Source organism: Butyricicoccus intestinisimiae (assembly GCF_018918345.1).
GTDB classification, from domain to species: Bacteria; Bacillota; Clostridia; order Oscillospirales; family Butyricicoccaceae; genus Butyricicoccus_A; species Butyricicoccus_A intestinisimiae.
In genome coordinates, this window is the sequence record NZ_JAHLQI010000002.1 from 24,899 (window position 1) to 51,707 (window position 26,809).

Genomic DNA, 26,809 nt, shown 5'->3' on the forward strand with positions numbered 1-26,809 from the left:
GCGTTGCTATGCAATTAGAATTTGGTCTCGTAGCTGCCAACCGACATGTTGACGCCTTCCTTCGAGCTTGTCTTTGCAAACGTGTCCACCGAGCGCCGATCCGTCGGCAGATGGCTGATTGCACCCGCGCCGTTGACGCAGCCGCCCTCACACGCCATGCCCTCGATAAAGTTTTCCGCCAGCTTGCCCATCTTCGCCTTGAGCAGTGCAACCTTGCACTGTTCAATGCCGCTGCACACAGCCGCCTTCGGCTCAAAGTCGATTTCTTGCTCCTTGATGCTCTCGACGACCGCCTCGGTCAGGCCGCCCGAGCGCGCAAAGATACGGCCGAAGTACGAAGCATCGCTGACCGGCAGCTCGCTCTGTTCCTCCGGTGCGCAGTCCGCCGCATCCAGCAGTGCCACCATCTCCTCAAACGTCAGCACGCAGTCCACCCACGGGCGAACGTGCTCCAGCTTCTGTTCTTCCTTCTTTGCGGTGCACGGGCCGATAAATACCGTCTTAACCGGCCACGCACTGTTTTCCTTGATGTATTTGCCAAGCTCTGCCATTGGAGACAGGTTGTGTGAGATGTGCTCCGCCATCTCCGGCATGTGCTTCTTGATGTAGCTGACAAATGCCGGACAGCACGAGGAGGTCAAAAAGCCCTTTTCCGCCAGCTCCTTGGATTCCTTCTTTGCGACCATATCAGCGCCCAGTGCCGCTTCGACCACATCATGGAATCCCAGATTGCGCAGTGCCTGCTTGACCTGTCCCAGCTTGACGCCCTTGAACTGCGAGGCAATCGCCGGTGCGACAATCGCCACCGTGTAATAGCCGCGGTGATCCGCCTGCTGGAGCAGCTTGATGGCATCGACAATGGAAGAATTGTCCACCACTGCGCCGAACGGACACTGGAACACACAGGCGCCGCAGCTGATGCACTTGTCGTAGTTGATTTCCGCCTTCTGCATGTCGTTCATCTTGATGGCGCCGACCTTGCAGGCGCGCTCACACGGACGCACGTTTTCGGTAATCGCCTCATACGGACAGGCCTTTGCACAGCGGCCGCAGTGGATGCACTTTTCCGGATCAATTTCCATCTTTCCGGATTTGGTTCTGCTGATGGCGCCCTTCGGACAGGCCTTCATGCAGCGGTGCGCCAGACAGCCTCGGCAGGCGTTGCTGACGGTGTACCGGTCTACCGGACATTCGTCACAGGCGATGTCAATGACCTGAATGACGTTGTCGCCGCGGTCTCCGCCAAGCGCTGTGTGCACGCGCTCGCCAACAATGGCGCGTTCCTTGTAAATGCAGCAGCGCATGGTCGGCTTTCTGCCCGGAATAACCTCAAGCGGGACAGAATAATATACATCTTCCATTCTTTCGTTCAGCGCGTGCTCCGCCACTGCACGAAGTACCTTATACTTTATTTTTTGGACGTCTGTCTCAAAACTTCTCATGCACGCCTCTCCTCTTCCCAAAATGCGAGCTTGTCTTATCCTTAACAGATGTATTGTATCGTAACAAAAGTTACTTGTCAATCATGCCCCGCGCCTTTTCGCCGGATGCTTTTTGCCGTTTATTCCTTCATTGAGCAATTACTTTGACTTTTTTGATTCATTGTTTATCAACTTGCGGCGATATTGCCCGAATCATGTCCATTTCCACAAGTTTTCACGCAAAATTTCGATAAAATTTTATCAATCTTTGTCCGCCGTGCGGAACTGTGCAATGCCGGTTGCATACAGGCTGCCGCCCTGCGCGTCCATCGACACGATTGCCGGAAAGTTTTCCACAGTCAGGCGCTTGACCGACTCGCAGCCCAGCTCGTCATAGGCAACGACTTCGAGGGACTTGACGGAGTCCGCAATGACAGCGCCCGCGCCGCCGATTGCCACCATATAGACACAGCCGTACTTCTGCATGGCATCGTGCACCTTCTGGTTGCGCACACCCTTGCCAATCATGCATACCTGACCCTTTTCGATGAGCGTCGGAGAGAACGGATCCATACGGCCGGAAGTGGTCGGACCGCAGGAGCCGATGACCTGTCCCGGCTTTGCCGGCGTCGGACCCGCATAGTATACGACAGAATCCTGAATATCAAACGGTACCTGCTCCCCGTTTTCCAATGCTGCCAGAATCTTTTTATGCGCCGCATCGCGTGCGGTGTAAACGGTTCCCGTCAGGGACACCGTGTCGCCTGCCTTGAGTACCCCAACGTAGTCGCGCAGCTGCGATGTTTTTAAGTCGTAATGTGCCATGGAATAACCTCATTTCCTATTATTTTATTCTCATTTTATTATAGCAGGGAAGTTTTTGAAATACAACCAAATCCCTTGAATTCCTCATATAGGAATGATACAATGAAACAGAATCGAAAAAAACAAGCAAACAGGAGGAAATGACTACCAATGATTACCATCAAAGACATCGACGAAGCCGCGCAGCGTCTGCAGCCGGTCGTTCACAATATCCCGCTCTCCTCTTCGACAACCTTCTCCGGCATGACCGGCGCAGAAGTCTTTCTGAAGTGCGAAAACCAGCAGAAAACCGGCTCCTTCAAGGTGCGCGGCGCATACAACAAAATCATGAAGCTGTACGAGGCAGGCGGACTCAAGTCTGTCATCGCTTCTTCCGCAGGCAACCACGCGCAGGGCGTTGCGTTTGCCGCAAGACAGATCGGCATTCCGGCTACCATCTGTATGCCGCGTTCCACCCCGATTGCCAAGGTATCCGCAACCAAGGGCTACGGCGCGAACGTCGTGCTGTCCGGTTCGTGCTACGATGACGCCTATGCCAAGGCAATGGAAATCGTAGAGGAAACCGGCGCGACCTTTATTCATCCGTTTGATGACGAGGACGTCATGGCAGGTCAGGGCACCATCGGCATGGAAATCCTGCGCGACCAGCCGGCTGTCGACATGATTTTGGTTCCGGCAGGCGGCGGCGGACTGCTGTCCGGTGTGGCTGCCTGCGTCAAGCAGATCAACCCGCGCATTGAGGTCATCGGCGTACAGGCAGAGGGTGCACCGGCAATCGTCAACTCCTTCCATCAGGACAGCATCCTTGCCAGCGATGCCGTGCACACGATTGCGGACGGCATCGCCGTCAAGTGCCCGGGCACCAAGACCATGGAGCACATCAACACCTTCGTCGACGACATGGTGACGGTATCCGATGACGACATCGCTGCTACCATTCTGATGCTGCTCGAGCGCACCAAGCAGGTCGTAGAGCCGGCAGGCGCCTCCTCTCTGGCGGCACTGCTCGCAGGCAAGCGCGATTTCGCAGGCAAGAAGGTCGCTTGTGTCCTGTCCGGCGGCAACATTGACGTGAGCTTCATCCACCGTATCGTTGAGAAGGGACTGGTTACCCGTTACCGCCACATGAAGTTCAACGTCATCATGCCGGATGTACCGGGTTCTCTGGAGCGTCTGGCCGGCATCATTGCCGAGCAGAATGCGAACATCATCATGTTCCAGCATGACCGCGTCAATGCAAACCTCGACATCAACGAGGCCATTGTTCACGTGGTCTGCGAGGTCGGCGGCAAGGAGCAAGGTCAGGCTCTGCAGAAGGCCATCAACAGCGCAGGCTACATCTGCACGGTCGGCGCAGAATAAAATTTTTATTATATACCCAAAAGCGGCGGCTGAATTCTCAGCTGCCGCTTTTTTCTTATCGCTTTGTCGTTGTATTTTTGTCTGTCGTCGTGCGATCCGTCTGTGTGTCTCCGACAACGCCGTCTGTGACATCTTCCGCACCGTTTTCAACGGCACGCCCCAAATCATCCGCCGCGCTCTCCACATCGTCTGTGACAGAACCGCTATCCTCGGTATAGCCGGTGCCATCGTTGCCGATAATGCCATCGCCGTTTTCATCTACCCATCCGGAGCCGGAACCGGTATCGGTGCGCGTCTGGGTCTCTGTTTCTGTCGTTGTGTTCTGATCCGCCGCTGTATTCGACATGCCGCAGCCGGTGAGCAGCAGTGCCAGCAAACAAACGGACGCGCCCATCATGCCCCATCTTTTTTTCATGCGTATTACCTCCAAAGGCTTATTTGCCTCTAGTTTTCCAAAACACGCAATTTTTATACCGACTAAAAAACACAGCCTAGCTCCGCGCACTGCGAGATTTCATGCTAGAATAACGAGCCTTGACAGGAGAGTTCTCGTCGCGTATACTAGCTATATAGCCACTACGCGCTTGTGCGGACGTCTTGGGCATTGCGACCCTTGCTCTCCGTAACAGCGTAGTGGCTTTTTCTTTGTCCCAATAAAGTCGTCCAAAATCAACTCCGCTGCGGATTCCGCAAAGCTATACGCACCGTTTGTATCAATCAATTCCGGTCGCCTGTGCAGAATGTTATACAGTGTTTGCAGTGTGTCGCTCAGTTCTTCTGCATTCGCTGTGGAGCGATATTCCGCAAGCAGGTCTTGCGCCATGCGCTTGATACCGGCAGGGGATACCTGCTGATACTTAGAGAGTTTTATCTGCCGCTTGGCTTCGTCCCGCTGCTTCTTCAGTCGTTCAATCTCAGATTCATAGCTTTCTGCACTGCGAGGCTTCACGGAATACCGAATATCCGCATTTCCTCTGTCAAATGTACCGACATTATCCGTTGCGGATTTTACCTGATTTGGAGAGAATGCAATAACAGAATCCGTGCTTCTGCCAAAACTGCCCTCATCTTGGGCGAGTATGATTCCGTCATACTTGCTGTTGTGCATGTAATCATTCAGCAGCTGTTTTGCCTGCTGCGTGATGCGCTGCTCTTCCTGTTTCCATTCTTGGAGAATTTTTTCGCTGACATCTTCTTCAATACCGCTCTGGTACTGTTCCTCTGAAATCTCGCCGTTTTTCCACTGCTGCCAAAGTTCTGCATACCGCGCATCTTCTTCCGCTTCTGCCCGCTCCATCCGCAGTTTGTACAGCGCGTCCACTCGCTGCGATTCCTGCATCAGTTCTTTATATCCTGCAACATGCTTTTCCCAATATGCCTGCGCGGACGCGCGATCCTTCAGTCTCAGCGGGTTGCGAACATTGAGATATACCTGCATCTGCTTTTGACCGGACACCCCAATATCTGTATCAGAGGATTTGAAGAATGCACCGTCCGGCAGAATAGCGTCACCGCGTCCTGCTCCCGTGCTTTCCGTGCGGAACACCGAGAAGTCTGCATCCGTTTGGTGATACATAATTTTCGGAGAACCATCCGCATTCACAATTTTGCTTGCTTTCTCGGGATTCCCTATCCAGTTGCCAAACCATCTTTTGAACTGCACGGATTCCGTAACATTTTTCAATTTCGGCTTGACAGGAGAACCGACATCACGTATACTAGCTATATAGCCATCGTGTATTTGTGCAGAATCCTTGGGCATTACGACCCTTGTCTTCTGCAACAGCGCGATGGCTTGTTTTTTATTCCAGTAAAACAAGGTGTTTTGTCCATTGGTATAATCGTTCAACGCATTTGCCAGCAACTTGGTGACAGCGTTGTTTCTCCCGTGGATGCTTGTCACTGCATTGCTGTCCAGCAAAACGTTATTCTGCTTTGCATACCCATCAATGACAACCGGTGCAATGACGGTGTTCCCGTTGTGCGTAAACGGCAGCAGTGCAACAACACTGGTATTTGTTTGTGTTGCCGATGTGATAACCGCAACCGGATGTTGAATTGCTTGCGGCAATTGCTTTAGCATTTTCTCGCCAATTGTATGGTTTACATTCTTCGTTCCGTTGAGCGCATAGTCAACATGTGTTTGATCTATCGTCATCGGAAGTGCATTAAAACCAATATCCTGAAATACCTGCGGCGTTCCGCCAATCATCAGGTTATCTTTTGCAGGAAAGTTTCCGGCAATCCAGTCGTCAATCTGCTGGGCAAAAGATTTCGTATAGTCATATAGACTGCCGCCATCGGCAGTCTTTTTCTTTGCCGAATATCTCATGTTCTGCCGGCTTTTTTTCGTCAAACTCTTCGTTGTTTCCGGCTTGCGCGCCTTGGTTTTTACGCGCTTGCTGCTCGTCTGCTGCACGCCGTTGGCGCGTTCGGATGCCGCCTGAAAAGCGTCTGCCCACAGCCGTTCTGCGGTAGACATGCGCCGCAGGATTTTCTTTTCTGCTGCAGATGTGCCGTCAATCTTCTTGCGCAGCTGCTTAAATGCATTGCGCAGCTTTTGCCAGAACGAGCGCGCCGCCTTGGGCTTGCTGTTGACAAATGCCTGAATGCTCTCCGGATCCGTCATGAGTTCGTTTGCCGCGTAATCCGCCGCAATTACGCTAATTTTGTATCAAATACAGAGCGGAAAAGACCCGCGCACAGCTGCGCGGGTCTTTCCTCTGAACATGTATAAAGGATTGATTGAGGGATTGCCAATTATTCTTCGTACTGCAGGGCGTCATAGCCGACTGCACCGGTACGAACCTTGATGACGTTCTGTACGTCATAGATAAAGATTTTGCCGTCGCCGATATGACCGGTGTACAGCACCTTGCGGCAGGTGTCGACAACCTGTTCTACCGGAACCTTGCTGACAACCATTTCTACCTTTGTCTTTGGACGCAGGCTCGTGCTGACGGCAACGCCGCGGTAATACTCGGTTGCGCCCTTCTCTACGCCGCAGCCAAGTACATTGGTCACGGTCAGACCAGCCACGCCGATTTCTTCCAGCGCATCGCGCAGAACCTCCAGACGCGACTGACGGCAAATGACAACGACCTTGGACAGCTTGTGTCCGTCTGCGCCGGTAGACGGAACTTCTGTAGCCGGAACAGCCTGTTCCACCGGAACCGTCTGCTCGTTCTTTGCCTCCTTATAGAAGCCGTTGACGGTCGGAATCGGCATGAAGTCTGCGTAAGCAGAGGTCAGACCGTGCTCCATGACGTCCAAACCGCGAATTTCTTCTTCTTCGGATACGCGCAGACCGATGGTGTGCTTGATGATAAAGAATACAATGGTCATGGTGACAGCAACCCAAGCGATGACGCAAACCACGCCGAGCAGCTGCACAAGGAAGAAGTGTGCGCCGTGACCATAGAACAGACCCTGATCCTTTGCGAGCAGGCCGGTCAGCAGGGTGCCCAGAGCACCGTTTACGCCGTGTACGCCGACAGCGCCAACCGGATCGTCAATCTTGAGAACTTTTTCTACAAATTCAATGCCGAATACAACAGCGAAGCCTGCACAGATGCCGATGATGGCTGCGCCGAGCGGGGTGACCATGTCACAGCCCGCAGTGATGGCTACCAGACCTGCCAGAGAGCCGTTCAGTGTCATGGATACATCCGGCTTGCCGTAGCGAATCCAAGTGATGCACATAACCGTAACGGTTGCAACAGCGGCAGCCATGTTGGTGGTAACGTAAACGGAAGCGGCGGACTCATATGCGCCGTTGGTCATGGCAACAGTGGATGCACCGTTGAATCCGAACCAGCAGAACCACAGGATGAATACACCCAGTGCGCCCAGCGTCAGAGAATGACCCGGAATTGCCTTCGGCTTGCCGTTCTTGTCATACTTGCCGATACGCGGGCCAAGGAATGCAGCGCCGACCAGAGCAGCTACGCCGCCGACCATGTGTACAGCGGTGGAGCCGGCAAAGTCATGGAAGCCGAGCTGAGACAGCCAGCCGCCGCCCCAAATCCAGTGGCCGGAAATTGGATAAATGACTGCACTGATGACCATGGAATAGATGCAGTAAGAGCTGAACTTGGTTCGCTCTGCCATGGCACCGGAAACGATGGTCGCTGCGGTTGCACAGAACACGGTCTGGAAAATCAGGGTGGTGAAGCCGCCCTCGCCGCCGTTGGTCATGAAGTCAAAGCCGCCGATGAGTGCGCCGGTGCCGCCGAACATGATGCCAAAGCCAATCAGCCAATAAATCGGTGTGCCGAGCGAAAAGTCCATCAGGTTTTTCATAATGATGTTGCCGGCATTCTTGGAACGGGTGAAGCCGGTTTCCACCATCGCAAAGCCTGCCTGCATAAAGAATACGAGCGCCGCGCCGAGCAGCGTCCAGGACGTGTCTATGGCAGAGGCATGGTCTGCCAATATCGCCATAATGTTCGTGGTATCCATATCGTATTATACCTCCAATGTGTGTTGTGAAACAAAAAAAGACGTGTACACCGCCCCCTGTTCGGGATTGGCATACACGTCTTTGTGTACGATGATAATGAAATTGTACAGAGATTAGCAGTTTACACCAAACAGCAGCTTGTCATATGCCGGGAACGGCCAGTACTTTGCAGCGGTGTTTACTTCCAGCTCGTCTGCGACGGTGCGCAGCTGCTCCATAGCCGGAATGACGGTGTCGTGCTGATAGTCAGCAGCTTCCTGTACGCCCTCTACCGCAGCAGCACCTGCAATGGCAGCGGACAGCACCTCGATCTTGTCATAGGTGTCAGAAGCCAGTGCAGACAGCTTCTCCAGCTCCTTGATTTCCAGAGCCGCATCCAGACCCAGCTGCTTCTTGTTGCAGGCGATCTCGGACAGCTCCTTGGTGTAAGAGCCAACTGCCGGCAGAATGTCCTTCTTTGCCATGTCTACCATGGTGCGGGACTCGATCTTGATGAGCTTTGCGTACTCCTCCAGCAGGATTTCCTTACGGGACAGCAGCTCGGTCTCGCTCAGAACGCCAGTTCCCTCAAAGACATCAACGAACTCATCGTAGCAAGCCAGTGCTTCCGGCGTGCTCTTCAGGTTCGGCAGGCCGCGCTTCTCAGCCTCTGCTACCCAGCTGTCATCATAGCCGTTGCCGTTGAAGATGACGCGCTGATGTGCGGTCAGCTCGCGCTTAACCAGTGCATTGAGGGCTGCGTCAAAGTCCTCTGCGCCTTCCAGTTCATCAGCATATCTCTTGAATACATCTGCAACAGCGGTATTCAGCATCATGTTGATGCAGGCAATGTTCTGAGAGGAACCCGGCATACGGAACTCGAAACGGTTGCCGGTGAAGGCAAACGGAGAGGTTCTGTTGCGGTCGGTGTTGTCCTTGGAGAATACCGGCAGGGTGGTAACGCCCAGCTGAATCTTTGCGGAGCCTGTGCCTGCGGTGTGGGTGCCTGCGATGATATCATCGACAATGCTCTGCAGCTCATCGCCGAGGAATACGGAAACGATTGCCGGAGGTGCTTCGTTTGCACCCAAACGATGATCGTTGCCTGCGGATGCTACAGAAATACGCATCAGCTTTGCATACTTATCTACAGCAGAGATAACTGCGGTCAGAATCAGCATGAACTGTGCATTTTCCTTCGGATCATTGCCCGGGTTCAGCAGGTTCTCGCCCTGATTGGTGGACATCGACCAGTTGTTGTGCTTGCCGGAGCCGTTTACGCCGTCAAACGGCTTCTCATGCAGCAGGCAAACCATGCCGTGCTGGAGAGCGACCTTCTTGGCAACGTCCATAACCAGCTGGTTGTTGTCGGTTGCGGTGTTGGTGGTAGAGAAGATCGGTGCAATCTCGTGCTGTGCCGGAGCAACTTCGTTGTGCTTGGTCTTTGCCAGAATGCCGTACTTCCACAGCTCCTCGTCCAAATCAGCCATGAACGCTGCAACGCGCGGCTTGATGGTGCCGAAGTAGTGGTCATCCATCTCCTGACCCTTCGGGCTCATTGCGCCGAACAGGGTGCGGCCGGTAAAGATCAGATCCTTGCGCTGGTCGTAATACTTCTTATCTACGAGGAAGTACTCCTGCTCCGGACCTACCGTCGTGGTGACGCGCTCTACATTCTTGCCGAACAGCTTGAGAATGCGGCATGCCTGCTTGCTGATGGCGTCCATGGAACGCAGCAGCGGGGTCTTCTTATCCAGCACCTCGCCGGTGTAGGAACAGAACGCGGTCGGAATGTACAGCGTGCCGTCCTTGACAAATGCGTAGGAGCTCGGATCCCATGCCGTGTAGCCGCGCGCCTCAAACGTTGCACGCAGACCGCCGGACGGGAAAGAAGATGCGTCCGGCTCGCCCTGAATCAGCTCCTTGCCGCTGAACGACATGATGACGTTGCCGCCTGCCGTCGGGCTGATAAAGGAGTCATGCTTCTCAGCGGTCACACCGGTCATCGGCTGGAACCAATGGGTGTAATGGGTTGCGCCCTTGTCAACAGCCCAATCCTTCATTGCGTTTGCAACAACGTTTGCAATGCTGACATCGAGGGAAGCACCCAATTCGATGGTCTTCATGAGCTTCTTAAATACTTCCTTCGGCAGCTTCTCGCGCATTACATTTTCGTTAAACACGTTCTCGCCGAAAATTTCCGGGACATTAATCATTGTACAACGCACCTCCATGCAGTGTATCTAAAAAAAGATCTCAAACAAACTTACTCAAGCGTATGCTTTTTTACTCCTGCTGAGTATAAAAAATAGGCGCCGCGGACATAACATCCACAGCGCCGTTGCTGTTTACGATGTCTATTATAGACCGTGATTTAGCGCGTGTCAACTAATTTTTCAAACTTTTCTGCGCGATACGGCAACTTTTACATTTTGCCCAGTCCTTCTTCTTTTTAAGTAACCTTTCTATGCAAGTTGTATGAAATCGAAAAAGCGGGTAAGATTTTTTTGCAGGATGCTTGACGGATTCCTGCATTTATTATAGAATATGTTACATGAACAAAGGCGTTCATTCCAAAGTAAGTACTACTTTTACCACTTTTGGTGTAGTATTTATTTTGGAATGAGCGCTTTTTTGCTTTTTTCCGGTTATTTTGCACGATGTCGTGAAAGATGAACCAAATAAAGTTGCAAAACGCCGAGAGAATATCATCCGCTATACATTATATATGATACATGTGAAGGTTTTTGAGGAGGAATTGTATTTCATGAACGAGATCAGAACTGAAACTACAATGCCTGCCCGCGGTCTATACGATCCGCGGTATGAGCATGATGCCTGCGGCATCGGCGCAGTCGTCGATATCAAGGGCAGAAAAACGCACCAGACGGTGGACAATGCGCTGTCTATTGTAGAGAAGCTGGAGCACCGCGCCGGCAAGGACGCCGAGGGCAAGACCGGTGACGGCGTCGGCATCATGCTGCAGATTTCCCACAACTTCTTCACCAAGGCTGCCGCGCAGGCCGGCATCCAGATTGGCGAAGAGCGCGATTACGGCATCGCGATGTTCTTCTTCCCGCAGGATACGCTCAAGCGTTCGCAGGCAAAGAAGATGTTCGAGGTCATCATCGAAAAAGAGGGCATGGAGTTCCTCGGCTGGCGCACCGTGCCCATCAATCCGGACGTTCTGGGCAACAAGGCACTCGCCTGTATGCCGTACATCGAGCAGGGCTTCGTTGCCCGCCCGAAGAACGTAAATAAGGGTCTGGATTTTGACCGCAAGCTGTACGTGGCGCGCCGCGTCTTTGAGCAGTCCAACGACAACACCTATGTCGTTTCGTTCTCCAGCCGCACCATTGTATATAAGGGCATGTTTTTGGTCGGCCAGCTGCGCAACTTCTACTGCGACCTGCTGGATGAGGATTACAAGTCCGCCATTGCGATGGTACATTCCCGTTTCTCCACCAACACCAACCCGTCCTGGGAGCGCGCACATCCGAACCGCTTCATCCTGCACAACGGCGAAATCAACACGATTCGCGGCAACGCGGACCGCATGCTCGCCCGCGAGGAGACGATGGAATCCGATGTCATGAGCGAGGAGGATCTCGACAAGGTCTATCCGGTTGTCAATCCGGCAGGTTCTGACTCCGCCCGTCTGGACAACACGCTGGAGTTCCTCGTCATGAACGGCATGGAGCTTCCGATGGCAGTGATGATCTGCATTCCGGAGCCGTGGTCGAACAACAAGAACATGCCGCGCGAGAAGCTGGACTTCTACCGCTACTACGCAACCATGATGGAGCCGTGGGACGGTCCGGCATCCATTATCTTTACCGACGGCGATGTCATGGGCGCTGTGCTCGACCGAAACGGCCTGCGTCCGTCCCGCTACTACGTCACCACGGATGATCAGCTGATTCTGTCCTCTGAGGTCGGCGTGCTGGAGCTGGAGCCGGAAAAGATTGCCGTCAAGTCCCGCTTGCAGCCGGGCAAAATGCTGCTGGTTGATACGGTTTCCGGCCGTCTGATTGACGATGACGAGCTGAAGGAGCAGTATGCAACCCGTCAGCCGTACGGCGAGTGGCTGGATCAGAGCCTGCTCATGCTCAAGGATCTGCCGATTCCGAACCATCACATCCGCCGCTATTCCGGTGAGGAGCGCGACCGCCTGTACAAGGCGTTCGGCTACACCTACGAGGAGGTCAAGGATTCGATTTTGCAGATGGCACAGACCGGCGCAGAGCCGACCGCCGCAATGGGCGTCGACATTCCGCTTGCCGTGCTGTCCGAGAAGCATCAGCCGCTGTTCAGCTACTTCAAGCAGCTGTTCGCACAGGTTACCAACCCGCCGATTGACGCCATCCGCGAGGAAATTGTCACGGATACCGCCGTATATCTCGGCCATGACGGCAACCTGCTCAGCGAAAATGCAGAAAATTGCAGCATGCTGCGCATTCAGAACCCGATTCTGACCGACATCGACCTGATGAAGATCAAAAACATGGATAAGCCGGGCTTTAAGGTTCAGACGATTTCCATGCTGTATTATAAAAACACCCCACTCAAGCGCGCCATTGACCGCATGTTTGTGACCGCAGACCGCGCATACCGCAACGGCGCAAACATCCTGATTCTGTCCGACCGCGGCGTAGACGAGAACCATGTTGCGATTCCGTCCCTGCTCGCTGTCTCTGCCCTGCAGCAGTATCTGGTGCGCACCAAAAAGAGCACCTCCCTTTCCGTCATCGTGGAGACCGCAGAGCCGCGTGAAGTACATCATTTCGCTACGCTGCTCGGCTACGGTGCATCCGCCGTCAACCCGTATCTGGCACAGGAGTGCATCGCAGAGCTGGTTGAAAAGCGTCTGCTCGACAAGGAAGTTTCGGTTGCCATCGACTCGTACAACAAGGCTGTGCTCAAGGGCATCGTCAAGATTGCATCTAAGATGGGTATCTCGACCATCCAGTCCTATCAGTCCGCACAGATTTTCGAGGCAATCGGCATCAAGCAGGAGGTCATTGACGAGTACTTCACCAACACCGTTTCTCGCGTTGGCGGCATCGGTCTGGAGGAAATCGGCGAGGTTGTCGAATTCCGCCACAACCATGCGTTTGACCCGCTGGGTCTGGCCATTGACACCACGCTCGACTCCCCCGGCACGCACAAGTACCGCGCAGGCATCGGCTGTGAGGATCATCTGTACAATCCAAAGACCATTGCGCTGCTGCAGCAGGCTGTTCGCACCGGCGACTACAGCATTTACCAGCAGTATGCAGAGACCGTCGACGATGCAGCCATCCCGCACACACTGCGCGGCCTGATGAGCTTCAAGTTTGACGAGAGCACGGCGATTCCGATTGAGGAAGTCGAGAGCGAATATGAGATTGTCAAGCGCTTCAAGACCGCAGCTATGTCCTACGGCTGTCTGTCCGCAGAGGCACATGAGTGTCTCGCCATCGCCATGAACCGTCTGGGCGGCCACTCCAACACCGGTGAGGGCGGCGAGCCTGCCGACCGCTACGGCACAGAGCGCGCATGCTCCATCGTACAGGTTGCATCCGGCCGTTTCGGCGTCAACTCGCAGTACCTGATGAGCGGCGACGAGATCCAGATCAAGATGGCACAGGGCGCAAAGCCGGGCGAAGGCGGCCACCTGCCGGGCAAGAAGGTTTACCCGTGGGTTGCCAAGACGCGTTTCTCCACGCCGGGCGTGGCGCTGATTTCTCCTCCGCCGCATCATGATATTTACTCCATCGAGGATTTGGCACAGCTGATTTACGACCTGAAGAACGCCAACAGAAAGGCGCGCATCAACGTCAAGCTGGTATCCGAAGCCGGTGTCGGCACGATTGCCGCAGGCGTTGCCAAGGGCGGCGCACAGGTCATCCTGATTTCCGGCTATGACGGCGGTTCCGGTGCAGCGCCGAAGAGCTCGATTCACAATGCCGGTCTGCCGTGGGAGCTGGGCGTTGCAGAAACCCATCAGACTCTGATTCAGAACGGTCTGCGTTCCCGCGTTGTCATTGAGGCTGACTCCAAGCTGATGACCGGCCGCGATGTTGCCATCGCCTGCCTGCTCGGCGCAGAGGAATTTGGCTTCGCCACCGGCCCGCTGATTGCTATGGGCTGCGCGATGATGCGTGTGTGCAATCTGGACACCTGCCCGATGGGCATTGCGACCCAGAACCCGAAGCTGCGCGCACGCTTCCAGGGCAAGCCGGAGCACGTACAGAACTACATGCTGTTCATCGCCCGCCAGCTGCGTGAAATCATGGCTGGTCTGGGCTTCCGCACCATCGACGAGATGGTCGGCCGCAGCGACAAGCTGGAGCGCCGCAAGAACATGCGCATCGGCCGTGCAGACACGGTAGACCTGTCCATGATTCTGGATAATCCGTATGTCGATGCACCGGAGCGTCATTTTGACCCGAAGCATGTCTATGATTTCCATCTGGAACAGACCGTCGATGAATCTGTATTCCTCAAGAAGATGGGCAAGAGCCTGAAGTCCGGCAAGCCGCAGTCCATCGAGCTGAAAATCAGCTCCACAGACCGCGCACTCGGCACCATCTTCGGCAGTGAAATCACCCGCCTGCACGGCTCTTCCCTGCCGGAGGACACCTACCGCATCAAGTGCTACGGCGGCGGCGGCCAGTCGTTCGGCGCCTTTATCCCGCAGGGCCTGACGATGGAGCTGGAGGGCGACTCCAACGACTACATCGGCAAGGGTCTGTCCGGCGGCAAGATTATCGTATACCCGCCGAAGGGCAGCCAGTTCCGCGCAGAGGACAACATCATCATCGGCAACGTTGCCTTCTACGGCGCAACCGCAGGCAAGGCATTTATCTCCGGTGTTGCCGGCGAACGCTTCTGTGTTCGTAACTCCGGCGCTGTCGCTGTTGTCGAAGGCGTTGGCGATCACGGCTGTGAATACATGACCGGCGGCCGCGTTGTTGTACTCGGTTCCACCGGCAAGAACTTCGCAGCAGGCATGTCCGGCGGCATCGCTTACGTGCTGGATATGCACCGCGATCTGTACCTGCGTGCAAACAAGTCCATGGTAACCATCTCCACCGTGAGAGAGAAGCATGACATTCAGGAATTGAAGAACCTGATTGAGCAGCATGTCGCTGCAACCGGCTCCCGCAAGGGTCAGGAAATCCTCGACAACTTCCAGAGCTACATCCCGTTCTTCAAGAAGATCATGCCAAACGACTACAACAGAATGCTGAAGGCAATCGCCAAGTCGGAAGAAAAGGGTCTGAGCCACGAGCAGGCTGAAATTGATGCATTCTACGCATCGGTAAACGGATAAAGGAGGACGAGAATCATGGGTAAGCCGACAGGATTTTTAGATTATGCGCGTGAGGAAAACCCGGCAATCGAGCCTCTGGTACGCATTGAGAACTTTAACGAATTTCACCCGCCCCTCGATCGAGAGCATCGGCAAAAGCAGGGCGCACGCTGCATGAACTGCGGCGTGCCGTTCTGCCAGAGCTGTGTGCAGCTCGCCGGCATGTACTCCGGCTGTCCGCTGCACAACTTGATTCCGGAGTGGAACGATATGATTTACCGCGGCAACTGGGAGCATGCGCTGGCGCGTCTGTGTAAGACCGCCTCGTTCCCGGAATTTACCGGCCGCGTCTGCCCGGGTCTGTGCATGGCTGCCTGCACCTGTGGCGCAAACGGAGATCCGGTCACCGTCAAGGAAAACGAACTGGCGCTGATTGAATACGGCTATGAGAACCATCTCATCAAGCCGCGCATTCCGGAAATCCGCACCGACAAGAAAATTGCTGTCGTCGGCTCCGGCCCGTCCGGCATGGCGACCGCTGATCTGCTCAACCGCCGCGGACACAATGTCACGGTATATGAGCGCTTTGACCGCGTCGGCGGCCTGATGATGTACGGCATTCCGAACATGAAGCTGGAAAAGCAGTACATTGACCGCCGCGTCAACCTGATGAAGCAGGAAGGCGTGACCTTCGTCACCAACGCCGACATCGGCAACACGATTCCGGCACAGGAGCTGCTGGACAGCTATGATGCCGTGGTTCTGTGCTGCGGCGCATCCAATCCGCGCGACCTGAACAATCCGGGACGCGACGCCAACGGCATCTATTTCGCCGTAGACTTCCTGCGCGCGAACACCAAGAGCCTGCTGGACTCCAACCTGACCGACGGCAAGAACATCTCCGCCAAGGGTAAGCACGTCATCGTTGTCGGCGGCGGCGATACCGGCAATGACTGCATCGGCACCTGCATCCGTCACGGCTGCAAGAGCATCACGGCACTGGAAATGATGCCGGAGCCGCCGGAGGAGCGTCTGCCGAGCAATCCGTGGCCGCAGTGGCCGCGCGTCAAAAAGACCGACTATGGCCATGAAGAAGCCATCGCGCTGTTCGGTCACGACCCGCGCCTGTATCAGACCACGGTTAAGGAATTCCACAAGGACGAAAACGGCAACCTGAGTGCTGTCACGATTGTCTCTCTGGAGAGCAAAAAGGATGAAAAGACCGGCCGCTTTATGATGGTTCCGGTTGAGGGTTCGGAGCAGACCCTGCCGTGCGAGCTGCTGCTCATTGCAGCCGGCTTCCTCGGCAGCCAACCGTATGTCTCCGAGGCATTCGGCGTAGAGCTCAACCAGCGCACCAACGTCAAAACCGCAGAAGGCAGCTACAAGACCAATGTCGACAAGGTCTTTACCGCCGGTGATATGCATCGCGGTCAGTCCCTCGTTGTTTGGGGCATCGCAGAAGGCCGTGCATGCGCGCGGGAGGTTGACGAATACCTGATGGGCTACACCTGCCTGTAACCCCCGAAAACAGCACACAGTCTGCATAGGCACGCAGACGCATTCGTGCTATAATAAATGGACAGCAGGTCTGCTTTTTGCCTGCTGTCCGTTTCCGTTTTTATTTCAGGAGGATTCATGAATACCTATACATTTCAGGAAGTCATGCAGTACGTCATGGAGAACGATGTCAAGTTCATCCGTCTGGCGTTCTGCGATATTTTCGGCACGCAGAAAAATATTTCCATCATGCCGCGCGAGTTGTCGCGCGCATTCCGCGAAGGCATTTCGATTGACGCCTCGTCCATTCGCGGCTTTGCCAACGCCAACCGCTCGGATTTGCTGCTGTTTCCGGAGCCGTCCACGCTGTCCGTGCTGCCGTGGCGTCCGTCACAAGGGCGCGTTGTGCGTTTTTTCTGCGACATCAAGTATCCGGACGGCACGCCGTTTGAGTGCGACGCCCGTCAGGTGCTGCGTCAGGCGCAGTCTGACATGAAAAAGCTCGGCTATTCCGTCAAAATCGGCACGGAATGCGAATTTTATCTGCTCAAGCAGGACGAAGAAGGTCTGCCGACCAAGACCCCGCACGACAACGCCTCGTATATGGACATCGCGCCGCTGGACAAGGGCGAAAACGTCCGCCGTCAGATTTGTCTGACGCTGGAGGAAATGAACCTGCGTCCGGAGGCCTCGCACCACGAGACCGGTCCGGGTCAGAACGAAATTGATTTCGCGTATGATTCCGCTGTGACCGCCGCCGACAACCTCATTACGTTCCGCGGCGTGGTCAAGACCATGGCATCGGTAAACGGTCTGTACGCGTCATTCCTGCCAAAAATCTACCGCGATCATCCGGGCAACGGTCTGCACATCAATCTGTCTCTGTTCCAGAACGGCGAAAACGTCTTTCACGGCGAAGGCGACGGACACTCCCCCGTGGCGGAGAGCTTTATGATGGGCATTCTGACGCGCTGCTATGAGATGTCCGCCTTTCTCAATCCGCTCGTCAATTCCTATGAGCGCCTCGGCGTGTACGAAGCGCCGCGCTACATCACATGGAGCCATCAGAACCGCTCCCAGCTCATCCGCATTCCTGCGGCGCACGGCGTCAACAACCGCATGGAGCTGCGCTCTCCGGATCCGTGTGCCAATCCGTACCTCGCCTTCTCCCTGCTCATCCGCGCAGGCATGGAGGGCATCCGGCGCGAGCTCAAGCTGTGCGACCCGTGCAATCTGAATCTGTACGATGTGCCGGCTTCCATGGTGCGCGAATACGACTGTCTGCCGAACACGCTGATGGAAGCCATCCGCGCCGCGCAGGACAGCACCTTTGTGCGCGAGGCACTGCCGGAAAAGATTTTGGACGCATATCTCTCCGCCAAGACCAGCGAGTGGAGACGCTACTCGGACGCACAGGACAAGTCCTCCGTCATTGACTCGCTGTATTTTTATTCCTACTGATGACATCCTCCAGCTATGATATTGTATACCAGCTATAAGGAGGTGTCTGCATGGAAAATGTCTTACTCGTAACCGCATCCAAAAAAAGCGCAGACATGCTGATCGACCTGATTCACAGCAGCGGCTGGCATCCTGACCGCATTCTCGCCGCCGCCTCCTGCAGCGAAGCGCGGCGCAGGCTCATCGAAAACAATGTCGATCTCATCATCATCAATGCGCCTTTGACCGATGAATTCGGTCACGAATTTGCGTCCTACGCCTGTCAGAATACCCTGTCCGGCGTGCTGATGCTGGTCAAGGCAGATCTCGCCGACACGGTCTCCGAGCGCGTGGAGCAGGACGGCGTGGTCGTCGTGACAAAACCCATTTCCCGCGCAGTCTTTTATCAGTCGCTGCATCTGGTCAATTCCGTCCGCCACCGCATTTATGCGCTGCAAAAAGAAAACCGCCAGCTGCGCCAGCGATTGGAGGATCTGCGCGTAATCAATCGGGCAAAATGCCTGCTCATCGCGGAAAAGCACATGAGCGAGGACGAAGCCCATTCGTACATCGAGAAAAAAGCGATGGACTTCCGACAGTCCAAGCGCGATATTGCGGATGAAATTATCCGTTCATTTGATTGACAAATTACCAGCAGGGCCGCTGGTTTCTTTTGAAAGTTATTTCCATGCACTCTTGCAATGCGGATATAATCAGGTTATAATAAAATCTGAATGTACACGACGCACGAAACGTGCGGAATATCCATATTAGATTTGAGATGAGGATGACACGCATGAAGTTGAAGTTCACGAAAATGCACGGCTGCGGCAATGATTACATCTATTTTAACTGCTTTGAGCAGCAAGTCGCAGATCCGGAAGCCCTCTCTATCCGTCTTTCCGATCGCCATTTCGGCATCGGCGGCGACGGCATCGTCCTGATTTGTCCATCCGACGTGGCAGACGCAAAAATGCGCATGTTCAACGCGGACGGCAGCGAGGGAAAAATGTGCGGCAACGCAACCCGCTGCATCGGCAAATATATGTACGAGCACGGCTTGATTTCCAAGCCGGAAATGACACTGGAAACGCTCAGCGGCATCAAAATTTTGAAGATGACCGAGCAAGACGGCAAGATTGCCTCTGTCCGCGTGGACATGGGCAAGGCCATCCTCAAGCCGTCGGAAATCCCGACTCGATACGAGGGCGACACCGCCGTATCCATTCCGCTCACTGTAGACGGCACGGAGTACGCAGTCACCTGCGTTTCGATGGGCAACCCACACTGCATCGTTTTCGTGGATCAGGACGTCAGCACGCTTGATCTGCCGAAAATCGGCCCGTCCTTCGAGAACCACGACATGTTCCCGGAGCGCATCAACACGGAGTTTATCCGCGTGATCGACGACCACACCCTGCAGATGCGCGTTTGGGAGCGCGGCAGCGGCGAGACGCTCGCCTGCGGCACCGGCGCTTGTGCGGCAGCTGTCGCTTCGGTACTCAATGGATACTGCCCGAAGGGCGAGGACATCACCATTCATCTGATCGGCGGAGATTTGAACATCCGCTATACCGATGAGGCCGTATTCCTCACCGGCCCTGCTACCACCGTATTCGAAGGGAGTATTGAATTATGACAAAGTATATCTTTGTAACCGGCGGCGTTGTTTCCGGCCTTGGCAAGGGCATCACTGCCGCTTCGCTTGGCCGACTGCTCAAATCCCGCGGTCTCAAGATCGCAGCACAGAAGCTCGACCCATACATCAACGTTGACCCGGGCACGATGAGCCCGTTCCAGCACGGCGAGGTGTACGTCACGGAGGACGGCGCGGAAACCGATCTGGATCTCGGTCACTACGAACGCTTCATTGACGAGGATTTGAACAAGTATTCCAACCTCACCACCGGCAAGGTATACTGGAACGTTCTGAACAAGGAACGCCGCGGCGATTATCTGGGCGAAACCGTACAGGTTATCCCGCACATCACCGACGAAATCAAGTCGTTTATCTATTCTGTCGGCAAAAAGACCAGCGCCGATGTTGTCATCACGGAAATCGGCGGCACGACCGGCGATATTGAATCGCAGCCGTTTCTGGAGGCCATCCGTCAGGTATCGACGGAGGTAGGCCGCCGCAACTGCCTGTTTATTCATGTCACGCTGGTTCCGTTTATCTCCGGTTCCGATGAGCCGAAGTCCAAGCCGACCCAGCACTCCGTCAAGGAGCTGCGCGGTCTGGGCATCCAGCCGGACATGATTGTCTGCCGTGTTGACCAGCCGCTCACCGACGACATCCGCCACAAGATTTCCATGTTCTGCAATGTCCAGCCCGACTGCGTCATTGAAAACCGCACGATGCCGGTTTTGTATCAGGCTCCGCTGATGCTGGAGCAGAGCCATTTCTGCGACATCGTCTGCCGCGAGCTGTCTTTGGGCTGCGGCAAGGGCGACATGAGCGAGTGGTATGAGATGATCGACCGCATTGACAGCCGCAAGGGCTCTGTCAAAATTGCGCTGGTCGGCAAATATGTCCGTCTGCACGACGCCTATCTGTCCGTCGCAGAAGCCCTGCAGCACGGCGGCTTTGAAAATGGCGTGGAAGTCAACATTGACTGGGTGGATTCCGAGGACATCAACGATTCGACGGTGGACAAGCTGCTGTCCGACTGCGACGGCGTCATTTTGCCGGGCGGCTTCGGTCACCGCGGCATCGAGGGCATGATTTGCGCCGCAAACTACTGCCGCGTCCGCAACATTCCGTATTTCGGCATTTGTCTCGGCATGCAGATCGCGGTCATTTCCTATGCCCGCAACGTGCTCGGCTACGAGGATGCAGACTCCGGTGAATTTGCTCCGGAGAGCCGTCACCGCGTCATTGACCTGATGGAGAGCCAGTACGGCGTTTCCACCAAGGGCGGTACGATGCGTCTGGGCGCTTACCCGTGCCGCATTCGTCCGAACACCCAGATGGCAGAGGCGTACAAACAGGAGCAGATTTCCGAGCGCCATCGTCATCGCTACGAATTTAACAACGAATTCCGCGCCGAAATCGAAGATGCCGGCATGATTATCTCGGGTACTTCCCCGTCCGGCGAGCTGGTCGAGACCGTGGAAATTCCAAATCATCCGTTCTATGTCGGCGTACAGTTCCATCCGGAATTTAAATCCCGCCCGAACCGCGCTCACCCGCTGTTCAAGGCATTTATTGCAGCATCAAAGAAAAGGAGTTTTGAAACCCATGAAAATGAATCATAATTTTTCCAACATCGCGCAGAGCTATCTGTTCTCCACGGTTGCGAAGAAGGTTGCGGACTACACCGCAGCACATCCGGACAAGAAGGTCATCCGTCTGGGCATCGGTGATGTCACCCTGCCGCTGCCGCAGGTTGCCATTGACGCCATGCATGCAGCCGTTGACGAGCAGAGCAAGCAGGAGACCTTCCACGGCTACGGTCCGGAGCAGGGTTATGATTTCCTGAAGGAATCCATTCAGGCATACTATGCAATGCGCGACACCAAGCTGGAGCTGGACGAGATCTTTGTATCCGACGGCGCCAAGTCTGACGTCGGCAACATTCTGGATCTGTTCGACAAGGACAACACGGTTCTGGTTCCGGATCCGGTATATCCGGTATACGTGGACACCAACGTTATGGGCGGCCGCAAAATCGCGTACATGAACGCAAACGAGTCCAACGGCTTCCTGCCGCTGCCGGACCCATCCGTCAAGGCTGACATCATTTATCTGTGCTCCCCGAACAACCCGACCGGCGCTGCCTACGACCGCGCAAGCCTGAAGGCTTGGGTAGATTACGCACTGGCAAACGATGCCATCATTCTGTACGATGCCGCTTACGAGTGCTTCGTATCCGAGGATGTGCCGCGCTCCATCTATGAAATTGAGGGCGCAAAGGATTGCGCGATTGAGTTCTGCTCGTTCTCCAAGACCGCAGGCTTCACCGGCACCCGCTGCGGCTACACCATCGTTCCGGTACAGCTGGAGCGCGAGGGCATGAACCTGAACAAGATGTGGCTGCGCCGCCAGACCACCAAGTTCAACGGCGTTGCTTACATTGTGCAGCGCGGCGCCGCTGCCATCTTCTCCGAGGAAGGCGTCAAGCAGGTACAGGAGCATCTGGACTACTACCGCGAAAATGCCCGCATTCTGGCTGAGGCCATGGACGAGCTGGGCATCTGGTACACCGGCGGCAAGAACTCCCCGTACATCTGGCTCAAGTGCCCGAACGGCATGGAGTCCTGGGAATTCTTTGATTACCTGCTGGAAAATGCCAATGTTGTCGGCACACCGGGCGCAGGCTTTGGTGAAAACGGCAAAAACTTTTTCCGCCTGACTGCTTTTGGTGACCGAGAGAACACCATTGAGGCAGTTGCGCGCATCAAGAAGCTGCTTTCCTGAACTTTTCGACGGGTTTAACGTTTATCTAACGAAATTTTTCTGAAATTATACAATTTCACAAGGGATGCCTTTCGTAACATTTGGCATCCCTTGACTTTTTTTTGCCTGAACGGTATAATAAGCCTGTTTTAAGTCCAATGGAGGCGCTTTTTGAATGAAAAATAAGTTAAGTTTGTGTAAGCAGTTCCTCGCGTCCAACTTCTCGAACATTTTCTTCCTGTTGTCGCCGCTTGCGACATTCCTCGTGGTGGAAATTCTTGAGTACGGCGGCTCGGACAGCAAATGCCTCTGGCCAAACCAGCTGGCATTCTGGGCAAATATTCTGTTTTATTACGGTATTTTCCTTCTGTTCCGTGCGGTCACCGGACGCCCCCGTTTTACGATTGTATTTCTCAATTTTGTCTTTTTGATTTTCGGCATCTGCAACCACTATTCCATCCAAATCCGAAACGAACCGATTGTTCCTTGGGATTTGTATGCCGCCGGCACGGCTGCCGAAGCACTCAACGGTTTCCAGTGGACGGTTCCGCTCGAAATCATCATTTGTTCCATCGCCTGCCTGATCTGGTGGGTGCTCACCGTCAAATTCCTGCGCTTTCCGAAGCAGAAGCTGCGCACCCGCGCCGGAAGCCTCGGTCTGTCCGCCGTCATGCTGACCGGCTTTGTGCTGTTCGCCTCTGTCGGCAGCGGCAACTTCTACATCAGCGCATGGCGTCAGGTAACCGCCAACCGCAAAAACGGCATGGCGCTCAACTTCGCCATCAACATGGATACGCTGTTTGTCGAGGCGCCGACCGACTATTCCAAGGAAAACGCATCTACGATTTTGTCCTCTGTCTCCAAGGAGGACGAGACCGCATCGGCAAACAACGTACAGCCGAACATCATCGCCGTGATGGACGAGACCTTTGCGGATTTGTCTATTCTCGGTGATTTGGGTCTGGAGAACACCGATGATGTCATGCCGTTCGTGCACTCGCTGAGCGGTCAGCCCAATACCATCACGGGTCAGCTGGTTGTCCCTGCCTTCGGCGGCGGCACCTGCAACTCGGAATACGAGTTTTTGACCAGCAATTCCTATGCGTTCTTCAAGTCCGGCAGCTATCCGATGCTGCAGTACGTGCACAACAACACGGAATCCATGGCATCCGTCCTCAAGCAGCAGGGCTACAACACGATTGGCATGCATCCGTATTACGGCTCGGGCTGGGCACGCAACAAGGCATATCCGCTGATGGGCTTTGATAAATTCTTGGACATCGACTCGTTTGACGATGCAACGACCAAGTATCTGCGCCGCTATGTCAGCGATGAATCCTCGTTCAACAAGGTCATCGACCTGTACAACCAGAACAAGAAGCAGTCCGACAATCCGCTGTTCCTGTTCAACGTCACGATTCAGAATCACTGCGGCTATGACACGGTATATGACAATTTTCCGGAAAACGTAGACTTCCAGTTTGATTCTCTGTACCCGTACACCAAGCAGTATCTGTCTCTGATTCAGGAGTCGGATAAGCAGATCAAGAATCTGGTGGACTACTTCAGCAAGGTGGATGAACCGACGATTATCGTTCTGTTCGGCGACCACATGCCGTACATCGAAAATTCGTTCTACAATCACCTGACCCGCGGTTCGTCCAAGACGACCTCGGAAATCGAGCTGGATCAGCACACTGTTCCGTTCTTTATCTGGGCAAACTACGACATTGACACCTCGGATTATGCCAACATCGGCCGCATCAGTGCGAACTATCTCGGCCCTGTCACCATGAAGGTAGCCGGTGCAAAGCTGAGCGACTACGAGGAATACGTATATAGCCTGATGGAGAAGTATCCGGTTATCTCCGCTTCCGGCTGCATCAACAGCAAGGGCATTTACGTCCCGCTGGACATGGCAGCTTCCGACCTGCACGATTACAAGATTGTGCAGTATCAGTACGTGTTTGACAACGCGGATAAAATCCTCAGTCAGGCAGGCAGCGGTTCCGGCAGCGGCTCTAAGTAAATCGCACATACACAAAAAGACGAATGGCAAAAACCATTCGTCTTTTTTCTTGTATTCTTATCCCCTGCCTGCTATACTAACTGTAACAACGGCAAGGAGGGATTTCCCATGAAAAAATTGCGCATCGGCGTCGTCGGTCTCGGTGACATCAGCCGCGTCTATCTCAACAACCTGAAAAAATACAGCGATTTTGTGACCATTGACGCCTGTGCTTCGCGCAGCTTGGAAAAGGCACAGAAAAAAGCCGCGGAATTCGGCATCCCGCACGCCTACGCCTGTGCAGAAGATTTGATTGAACAGGCGGATGTGGATTTGATTCTCAATCTGACCACACCGGACGCGCACTATCGGCTCAACAAGCTGGCGCTGACCTGCGGCAAGCATGTCTACACGGAAAAGCCGCTCGCCTTCACCTATGCCGAGGGCAAAGAGCTGGTGGACTTGGCGCAGTCCAAGCATCTGCGCATCGGCTGTGCACCGGATACCTTTTTGGGCGCACGGCTGCAAACCTGCCGCGATATTTTGGACTCCGGCAAAATCGGTGAGATCATCGGCGCCTCGGCATTTGTCATCTATCACGGCTGTGAGACCTTCCACCCCAATCCGGCATTTTATTATCACACGGGCGCAGGCCCGCTCATGGACATCGGCCCGTACTATGTCACCGCACTGCTGTCGCTACTCGGTCCGGTGCAGGCGTGCTGTGCCATGTCCAAGCGCACGTTTGACCAGCGCCCGATTGCCACTGAGCCGCACCGCGGCGAGATGATTGACGTAGAAGTGGACACGTATACGACCGGACTCATGCAGTTTGCTTCCGGCGCCATCGGCACGGCGATTTTCTCGTTTGATGTGTGGGATTCCAACCTGCCGCGCATCGAAATTTACGGCACCAAGGGCACGCTGTGCCTGCCGGATATCGACCCGCTGGACGGCCCGAACATCTTCGGCGGTGACATTTGGCTGCGCACAGAGGAAAATTACCGCTGGTACAGCCAGCCGCGCGATTGGTTTGACGTCAAGAAGGACTGGGAGCACGTGCCGCTCACGCGCCCGTTTGCATCGACCAGCCATTCCGAAAACAGCCGCGGCATCGGTCTGATTGATATGGTGCTCGCGCTCGCTGAGAACCGCCCAGAGCGCGCCAGCGGCCGCATGGCATTGCATTCCCTCGAAATGATGGAAAAGATGCTAAGCGGCGCGAAAACGCAGCAATTCGGCATTCTCGAAACGACGTTTGACCGTCCGCAGCCGCTTTCGGCAGATTTTCCGGTTCGATAAACAAAGCAAAATACCTGTGAGAAAATTTTTGTGTTCCTCACAGGTATTTTTTTATGCTTTTTGCTTGTCCTGTTCTATCAGCATGCACAGGGCAGAAACCGCCGCCTGTATGCCGCGTGCCGCAGCGCCTTCCGGCACATCCGGCTGTTCGCTGTCATCGTTCCACAGCACATTGAGCACGGCGCCCACGCGCACATGCAGCGCCGCACCGGCGGTGAACAGCGCCGCCGCCTCCATCTCACTGGCGAGCACGCCCGCTGCCGTCCATGCCGACCATTTTTCCTTCAAATCTGCCGCAATCGGCTGACACTGCGGACGAATTTCGCCGTAAAAGCTGTCCTTGGACTGAACCACGCCGACATGGGTGCGATATCCCAGCGCCTCGCAGGCATTTGCCAGCGCGTGCACGACCGGATAGCTCGCCGCCGCCGGATACTCCAGCGGCAGATATTCGCGCGATGTGCCCTCTTGCCGAACCGCCGCTGTCGCGACCACAACATCGCCGCCGCACACAGCCGCATCCACGCCGCCGCAGGTACCCACACGGATAAATGTATCTGCGCCGCACTCGACCAATTCTTCCAGCGCAATCGCCGCAGACGGCCCGCCGATGCCCGTCGAGCACACCGTCACGCGTTCACCGTTCAAATGTCCCGTATACACATGAAATTCTCGATTGTATGAGATTTCCTGCGCATCGTCCAAAAGCTGCGCAATGACCGCACAGCGCCCCGGATCGCCGGGCAGAATGACATACCGCCCGATATCCTCGGCAGTACACTGCAGGTGCATTTGTTTTCCGTGGATGAGCATG

The 26,809-nt window shown here is 54.8% G+C and carries 17 protein-coding genes; 10 read left to right on the forward strand and 7 right to left on the reverse strand.

The window, feature by feature from the left end; translation table 11 throughout:
* Positions 1–14: 14 nt before the first annotated feature.
* Positions 15–1,442, reverse strand: coding sequence for a 4Fe-4S dicluster domain-containing protein (locus KQI75_RS03420; RefSeq protein ID WP_216469342.1), 1,428 nt, complete (start codon positions 1,440–1,442; stop codon positions 15–17).
* Between the two features lie 240 nt (positions 1,443–1,682).
* The gene (locus KQI75_RS03425; RefSeq protein WP_216469343.1) at positions 1,683–2,246 is read right to left on the reverse strand and encodes a FumA C-terminus/TtdB family hydratase beta subunit; all 564 of its coding nucleotides are present in this window, start codon (positions 2,244–2,246) and stop codon (positions 1,683–1,685) included.
* A 150-nt stretch (positions 2,247–2,396) separates the two neighbouring features.
* Between KQI75_RS03425 and ilvA the strand changes: the two genes are divergently transcribed.
* Positions 2,397–3,608: a threonine ammonia-lyase gene (gene ilvA, locus KQI75_RS03430; protein WP_216469345.1), complete on the forward strand. Its 1,212-nt coding sequence runs from the start codon at positions 2,397–2,399 to the stop codon at positions 3,606–3,608.
* Between the two features lie 55 nt (positions 3,609–3,663).
* Here the strand turns inward: ilvA and KQI75_RS03435 are convergent, their stop codons facing one another.
* The 4 genes from KQI75_RS03435 to KQI75_RS03450 all read right to left on the reverse strand — a co-directional run bounded on the left by KQI75_RS03435 (position 3,664) and on the right by KQI75_RS03450 (position 10,265).
* The gene (locus KQI75_RS03435; protein WP_216469346.1) at positions 3,664–4,023 is read right to left on the reverse strand and encodes a hypothetical protein; all 360 of its coding nucleotides are present in this window, start codon (positions 4,021–4,023) and stop codon (positions 3,664–3,666) included.
* Positions 4,024–4,173: 150 nt separating this feature from the next.
* On the reverse strand, positions 4,174–6,237 hold the full coding sequence (locus KQI75_RS03440; RefSeq protein ID WP_216469347.1) for an ADP-ribosyltransferase-containing protein: 2,064 nt from the start codon (positions 6,235–6,237) through the stop codon (positions 4,174–4,176).
* 131 nt (positions 6,238–6,368) lie between these two features.
* Positions 6,369–8,069 carry an ammonium transporter gene (locus tag KQI75_RS03445; protein ID WP_246566377.1) on the reverse strand — a complete coding sequence of 567 codons (1,701 nt, stop codon included), beginning with the start codon at positions 8,067–8,069 and terminating at the stop codon, positions 6,369–6,371.
* Between the two features lie 114 nt (positions 8,070–8,183).
* On the reverse strand, positions 8,184–10,265 hold the full coding sequence (locus KQI75_RS03450) for a glutamine synthetase III family protein (RefSeq protein WP_216469348.1): 2,082 nt from the start codon (positions 10,263–10,265) through the stop codon (positions 8,184–8,186).
* 551 nt (positions 10,266–10,816) lie between these two features.
* Here KQI75_RS03450 and gltB point away from each other — a divergent pair.
* From gltB to KQI75_RS03495, 9 genes are all read left to right on the forward strand, one after another.
* Positions 10,817–15,367, forward strand: a complete 4,551-nt coding sequence (gltB, locus tag KQI75_RS03455) for a glutamate synthase large subunit (protein WP_216469349.1) — start codon at positions 10,817–10,819, stop codon at positions 15,365–15,367.
* A gap of 15 nt (positions 15,368–15,382) precedes the next feature.
* Complete coding sequence (locus KQI75_RS03460; RefSeq protein ID WP_216469350.1) at positions 15,383–16,867, forward strand: glutamate synthase subunit beta; 1,485 nt, start codon at positions 15,383–15,385, stop codon at positions 16,865–16,867.
* Positions 16,868–16,984: 117 nt separating this feature from the next.
* Positions 16,985–18,307, forward strand: coding sequence for a glutamine synthetase family protein (locus tag KQI75_RS03465; RefSeq protein ID WP_216469351.1), 1,323 nt, complete (start codon positions 16,985–16,987; stop codon positions 18,305–18,307).
* A gap of 50 nt (positions 18,308–18,357) precedes the next feature.
* A complete protein-coding gene (locus KQI75_RS03470; protein ID WP_216469352.1) occupies positions 18,358–18,930 on the forward strand; it encodes an ANTAR domain-containing response regulator in 573 nt (190 codons plus the stop codon).
* 152 nt (positions 18,931–19,082) lie between these two features.
* Positions 19,083–19,925, forward strand: coding sequence for a diaminopimelate epimerase (dapF, locus tag KQI75_RS03475; protein ID WP_216469353.1), 843 nt, complete (start codon positions 19,083–19,085; stop codon positions 19,923–19,925).
* Complete coding sequence (locus KQI75_RS03480) at positions 19,922–21,544, forward strand: CTP synthase (protein ID WP_216469354.1); 1,623 nt, start codon at positions 19,922–19,924, stop codon at positions 21,542–21,544. The genes dapF and KQI75_RS03480 overlap by 4 nt, the downstream gene beginning before the upstream one ends.
* Complete coding sequence (locus KQI75_RS03485; protein ID WP_216469355.1) at positions 21,528–22,706, forward strand: LL-diaminopimelate aminotransferase; 1,179 nt, start codon at positions 21,528–21,530, stop codon at positions 22,704–22,706. Before KQI75_RS03480 ends, KQI75_RS03485 begins: the two co-directional genes overlap by 17 nt.
* Positions 22,707–22,860: 154 nt before the next feature.
* A complete protein-coding gene (locus KQI75_RS03490; protein ID WP_216469356.1) occupies positions 22,861–24,714 on the forward strand; it encodes an LTA synthase family protein in 1,854 nt (617 codons plus the stop codon).
* Between the two features lie 108 nt (positions 24,715–24,822).
* Positions 24,823–25,995: a Gfo/Idh/MocA family protein gene (locus KQI75_RS03495; RefSeq protein ID WP_216469357.1), complete on the forward strand. Its 1,173-nt coding sequence runs from the start codon at positions 24,823–24,825 to the stop codon at positions 25,993–25,995.
* A 51-nt stretch (positions 25,996–26,046) separates the two neighbouring features.
* On the opposite strand, the gene KQI75_RS03500 is transcribed toward KQI75_RS03495, so the two are convergent.
* Positions 26,047–26,808, reverse strand: coding sequence for a nucleoside phosphorylase (locus KQI75_RS03500; RefSeq protein ID WP_216469358.1), 762 nt, complete (start codon positions 26,806–26,808; stop codon positions 26,047–26,049).
* Position 26,809: the final 1 nt, after the last annotated feature.

Bases quoted from the DNA above. Each gene is read 5' to 3' on its own strand.
- KQI75_RS03440 (WP_216469347.1), bottom strand. From the start codon at position 6,237: ATGACGGATCCGGAGAGCATTCAGGCATTTGTCAACAGCAAGCCCAAG.
- KQI75_RS03500 (WP_216469358.1), bottom strand. From the start codon at position 26,808: ATGCTCATCCACGGAAAACAAATGCACCTGCAGTGTACTGCCGAGGAT.
- KQI75_RS03425 (WP_216469343.1), bottom strand. From the start codon at position 2,246: ATGGCACATTACGACTTAAAAACATCGCAGCTGCGCGACTACGTTGGG.
- ilvA (WP_216469345.1), top strand. From the start codon at position 2,397: ATGATTACCATCAAAGACATCGACGAAGCCGCGCAGCGTCTGCAGCCG.
- KQI75_RS03470 (WP_216469352.1), top strand. From the start codon at position 18,358: ATGGAAAATGTCTTACTCGTAACCGCATCCAAAAAAAGCGCAGACATG.
- KQI75_RS03480 (WP_216469354.1), top strand. From the start codon at position 19,922: ATGACAAAGTATATCTTTGTAACCGGCGGCGTTGTTTCCGGCCTTGGC.
- KQI75_RS03445 (WP_246566377.1), bottom strand. From the start codon at position 8,069: ATGGATACCACGAACATTATGGCGATATTGGCAGACCATGCCTCTGCC.
- KQI75_RS03420 (WP_216469342.1), bottom strand. From the start codon at position 1,442: ATGAGAAGTTTTGAGACAGACGTCCAAAAAATAAAGTATAAGGTACTT.
- KQI75_RS03465 (WP_216469351.1), top strand. From the start codon at position 16,985: ATGAATACCTATACATTTCAGGAAGTCATGCAGTACGTCATGGAGAAC.
- KQI75_RS03460 (WP_216469350.1), top strand. From the start codon at position 15,383: ATGGGTAAGCCGACAGGATTTTTAGATTATGCGCGTGAGGAAAACCCG.
- dapF (WP_216469353.1), top strand. From the start codon at position 19,083: ATGAAGTTGAAGTTCACGAAAATGCACGGCTGCGGCAATGATTACATC.
- KQI75_RS03450 (WP_216469348.1), bottom strand. From the start codon at position 10,265: ATGATTAATGTCCCGGAAATTTTCGGCGAGAACGTGTTTAACGAAAAT.
- KQI75_RS03490 (WP_216469356.1), top strand. From the start codon at position 22,861: ATGAAAAATAAGTTAAGTTTGTGTAAGCAGTTCCTCGCGTCCAACTTC.
- KQI75_RS03485 (WP_216469355.1), top strand. From the start codon at position 21,528: ATGAAAATGAATCATAATTTTTCCAACATCGCGCAGAGCTATCTGTTC.
- KQI75_RS03435 (WP_216469346.1), bottom strand. From the start codon at position 4,023: ATGAAAAAAAGATGGGGCATGATGGGCGCGTCCGTTTGTTTGCTGGCA.
- gltB (WP_216469349.1), top strand. From the start codon at position 10,817: ATGAACGAGATCAGAACTGAAACTACAATGCCTGCCCGCGGTCTATAC.
- KQI75_RS03495 (WP_216469357.1), top strand. From the start codon at position 24,823: ATGAAAAAATTGCGCATCGGCGTCGTCGGTCTCGGTGACATCAGCCGC.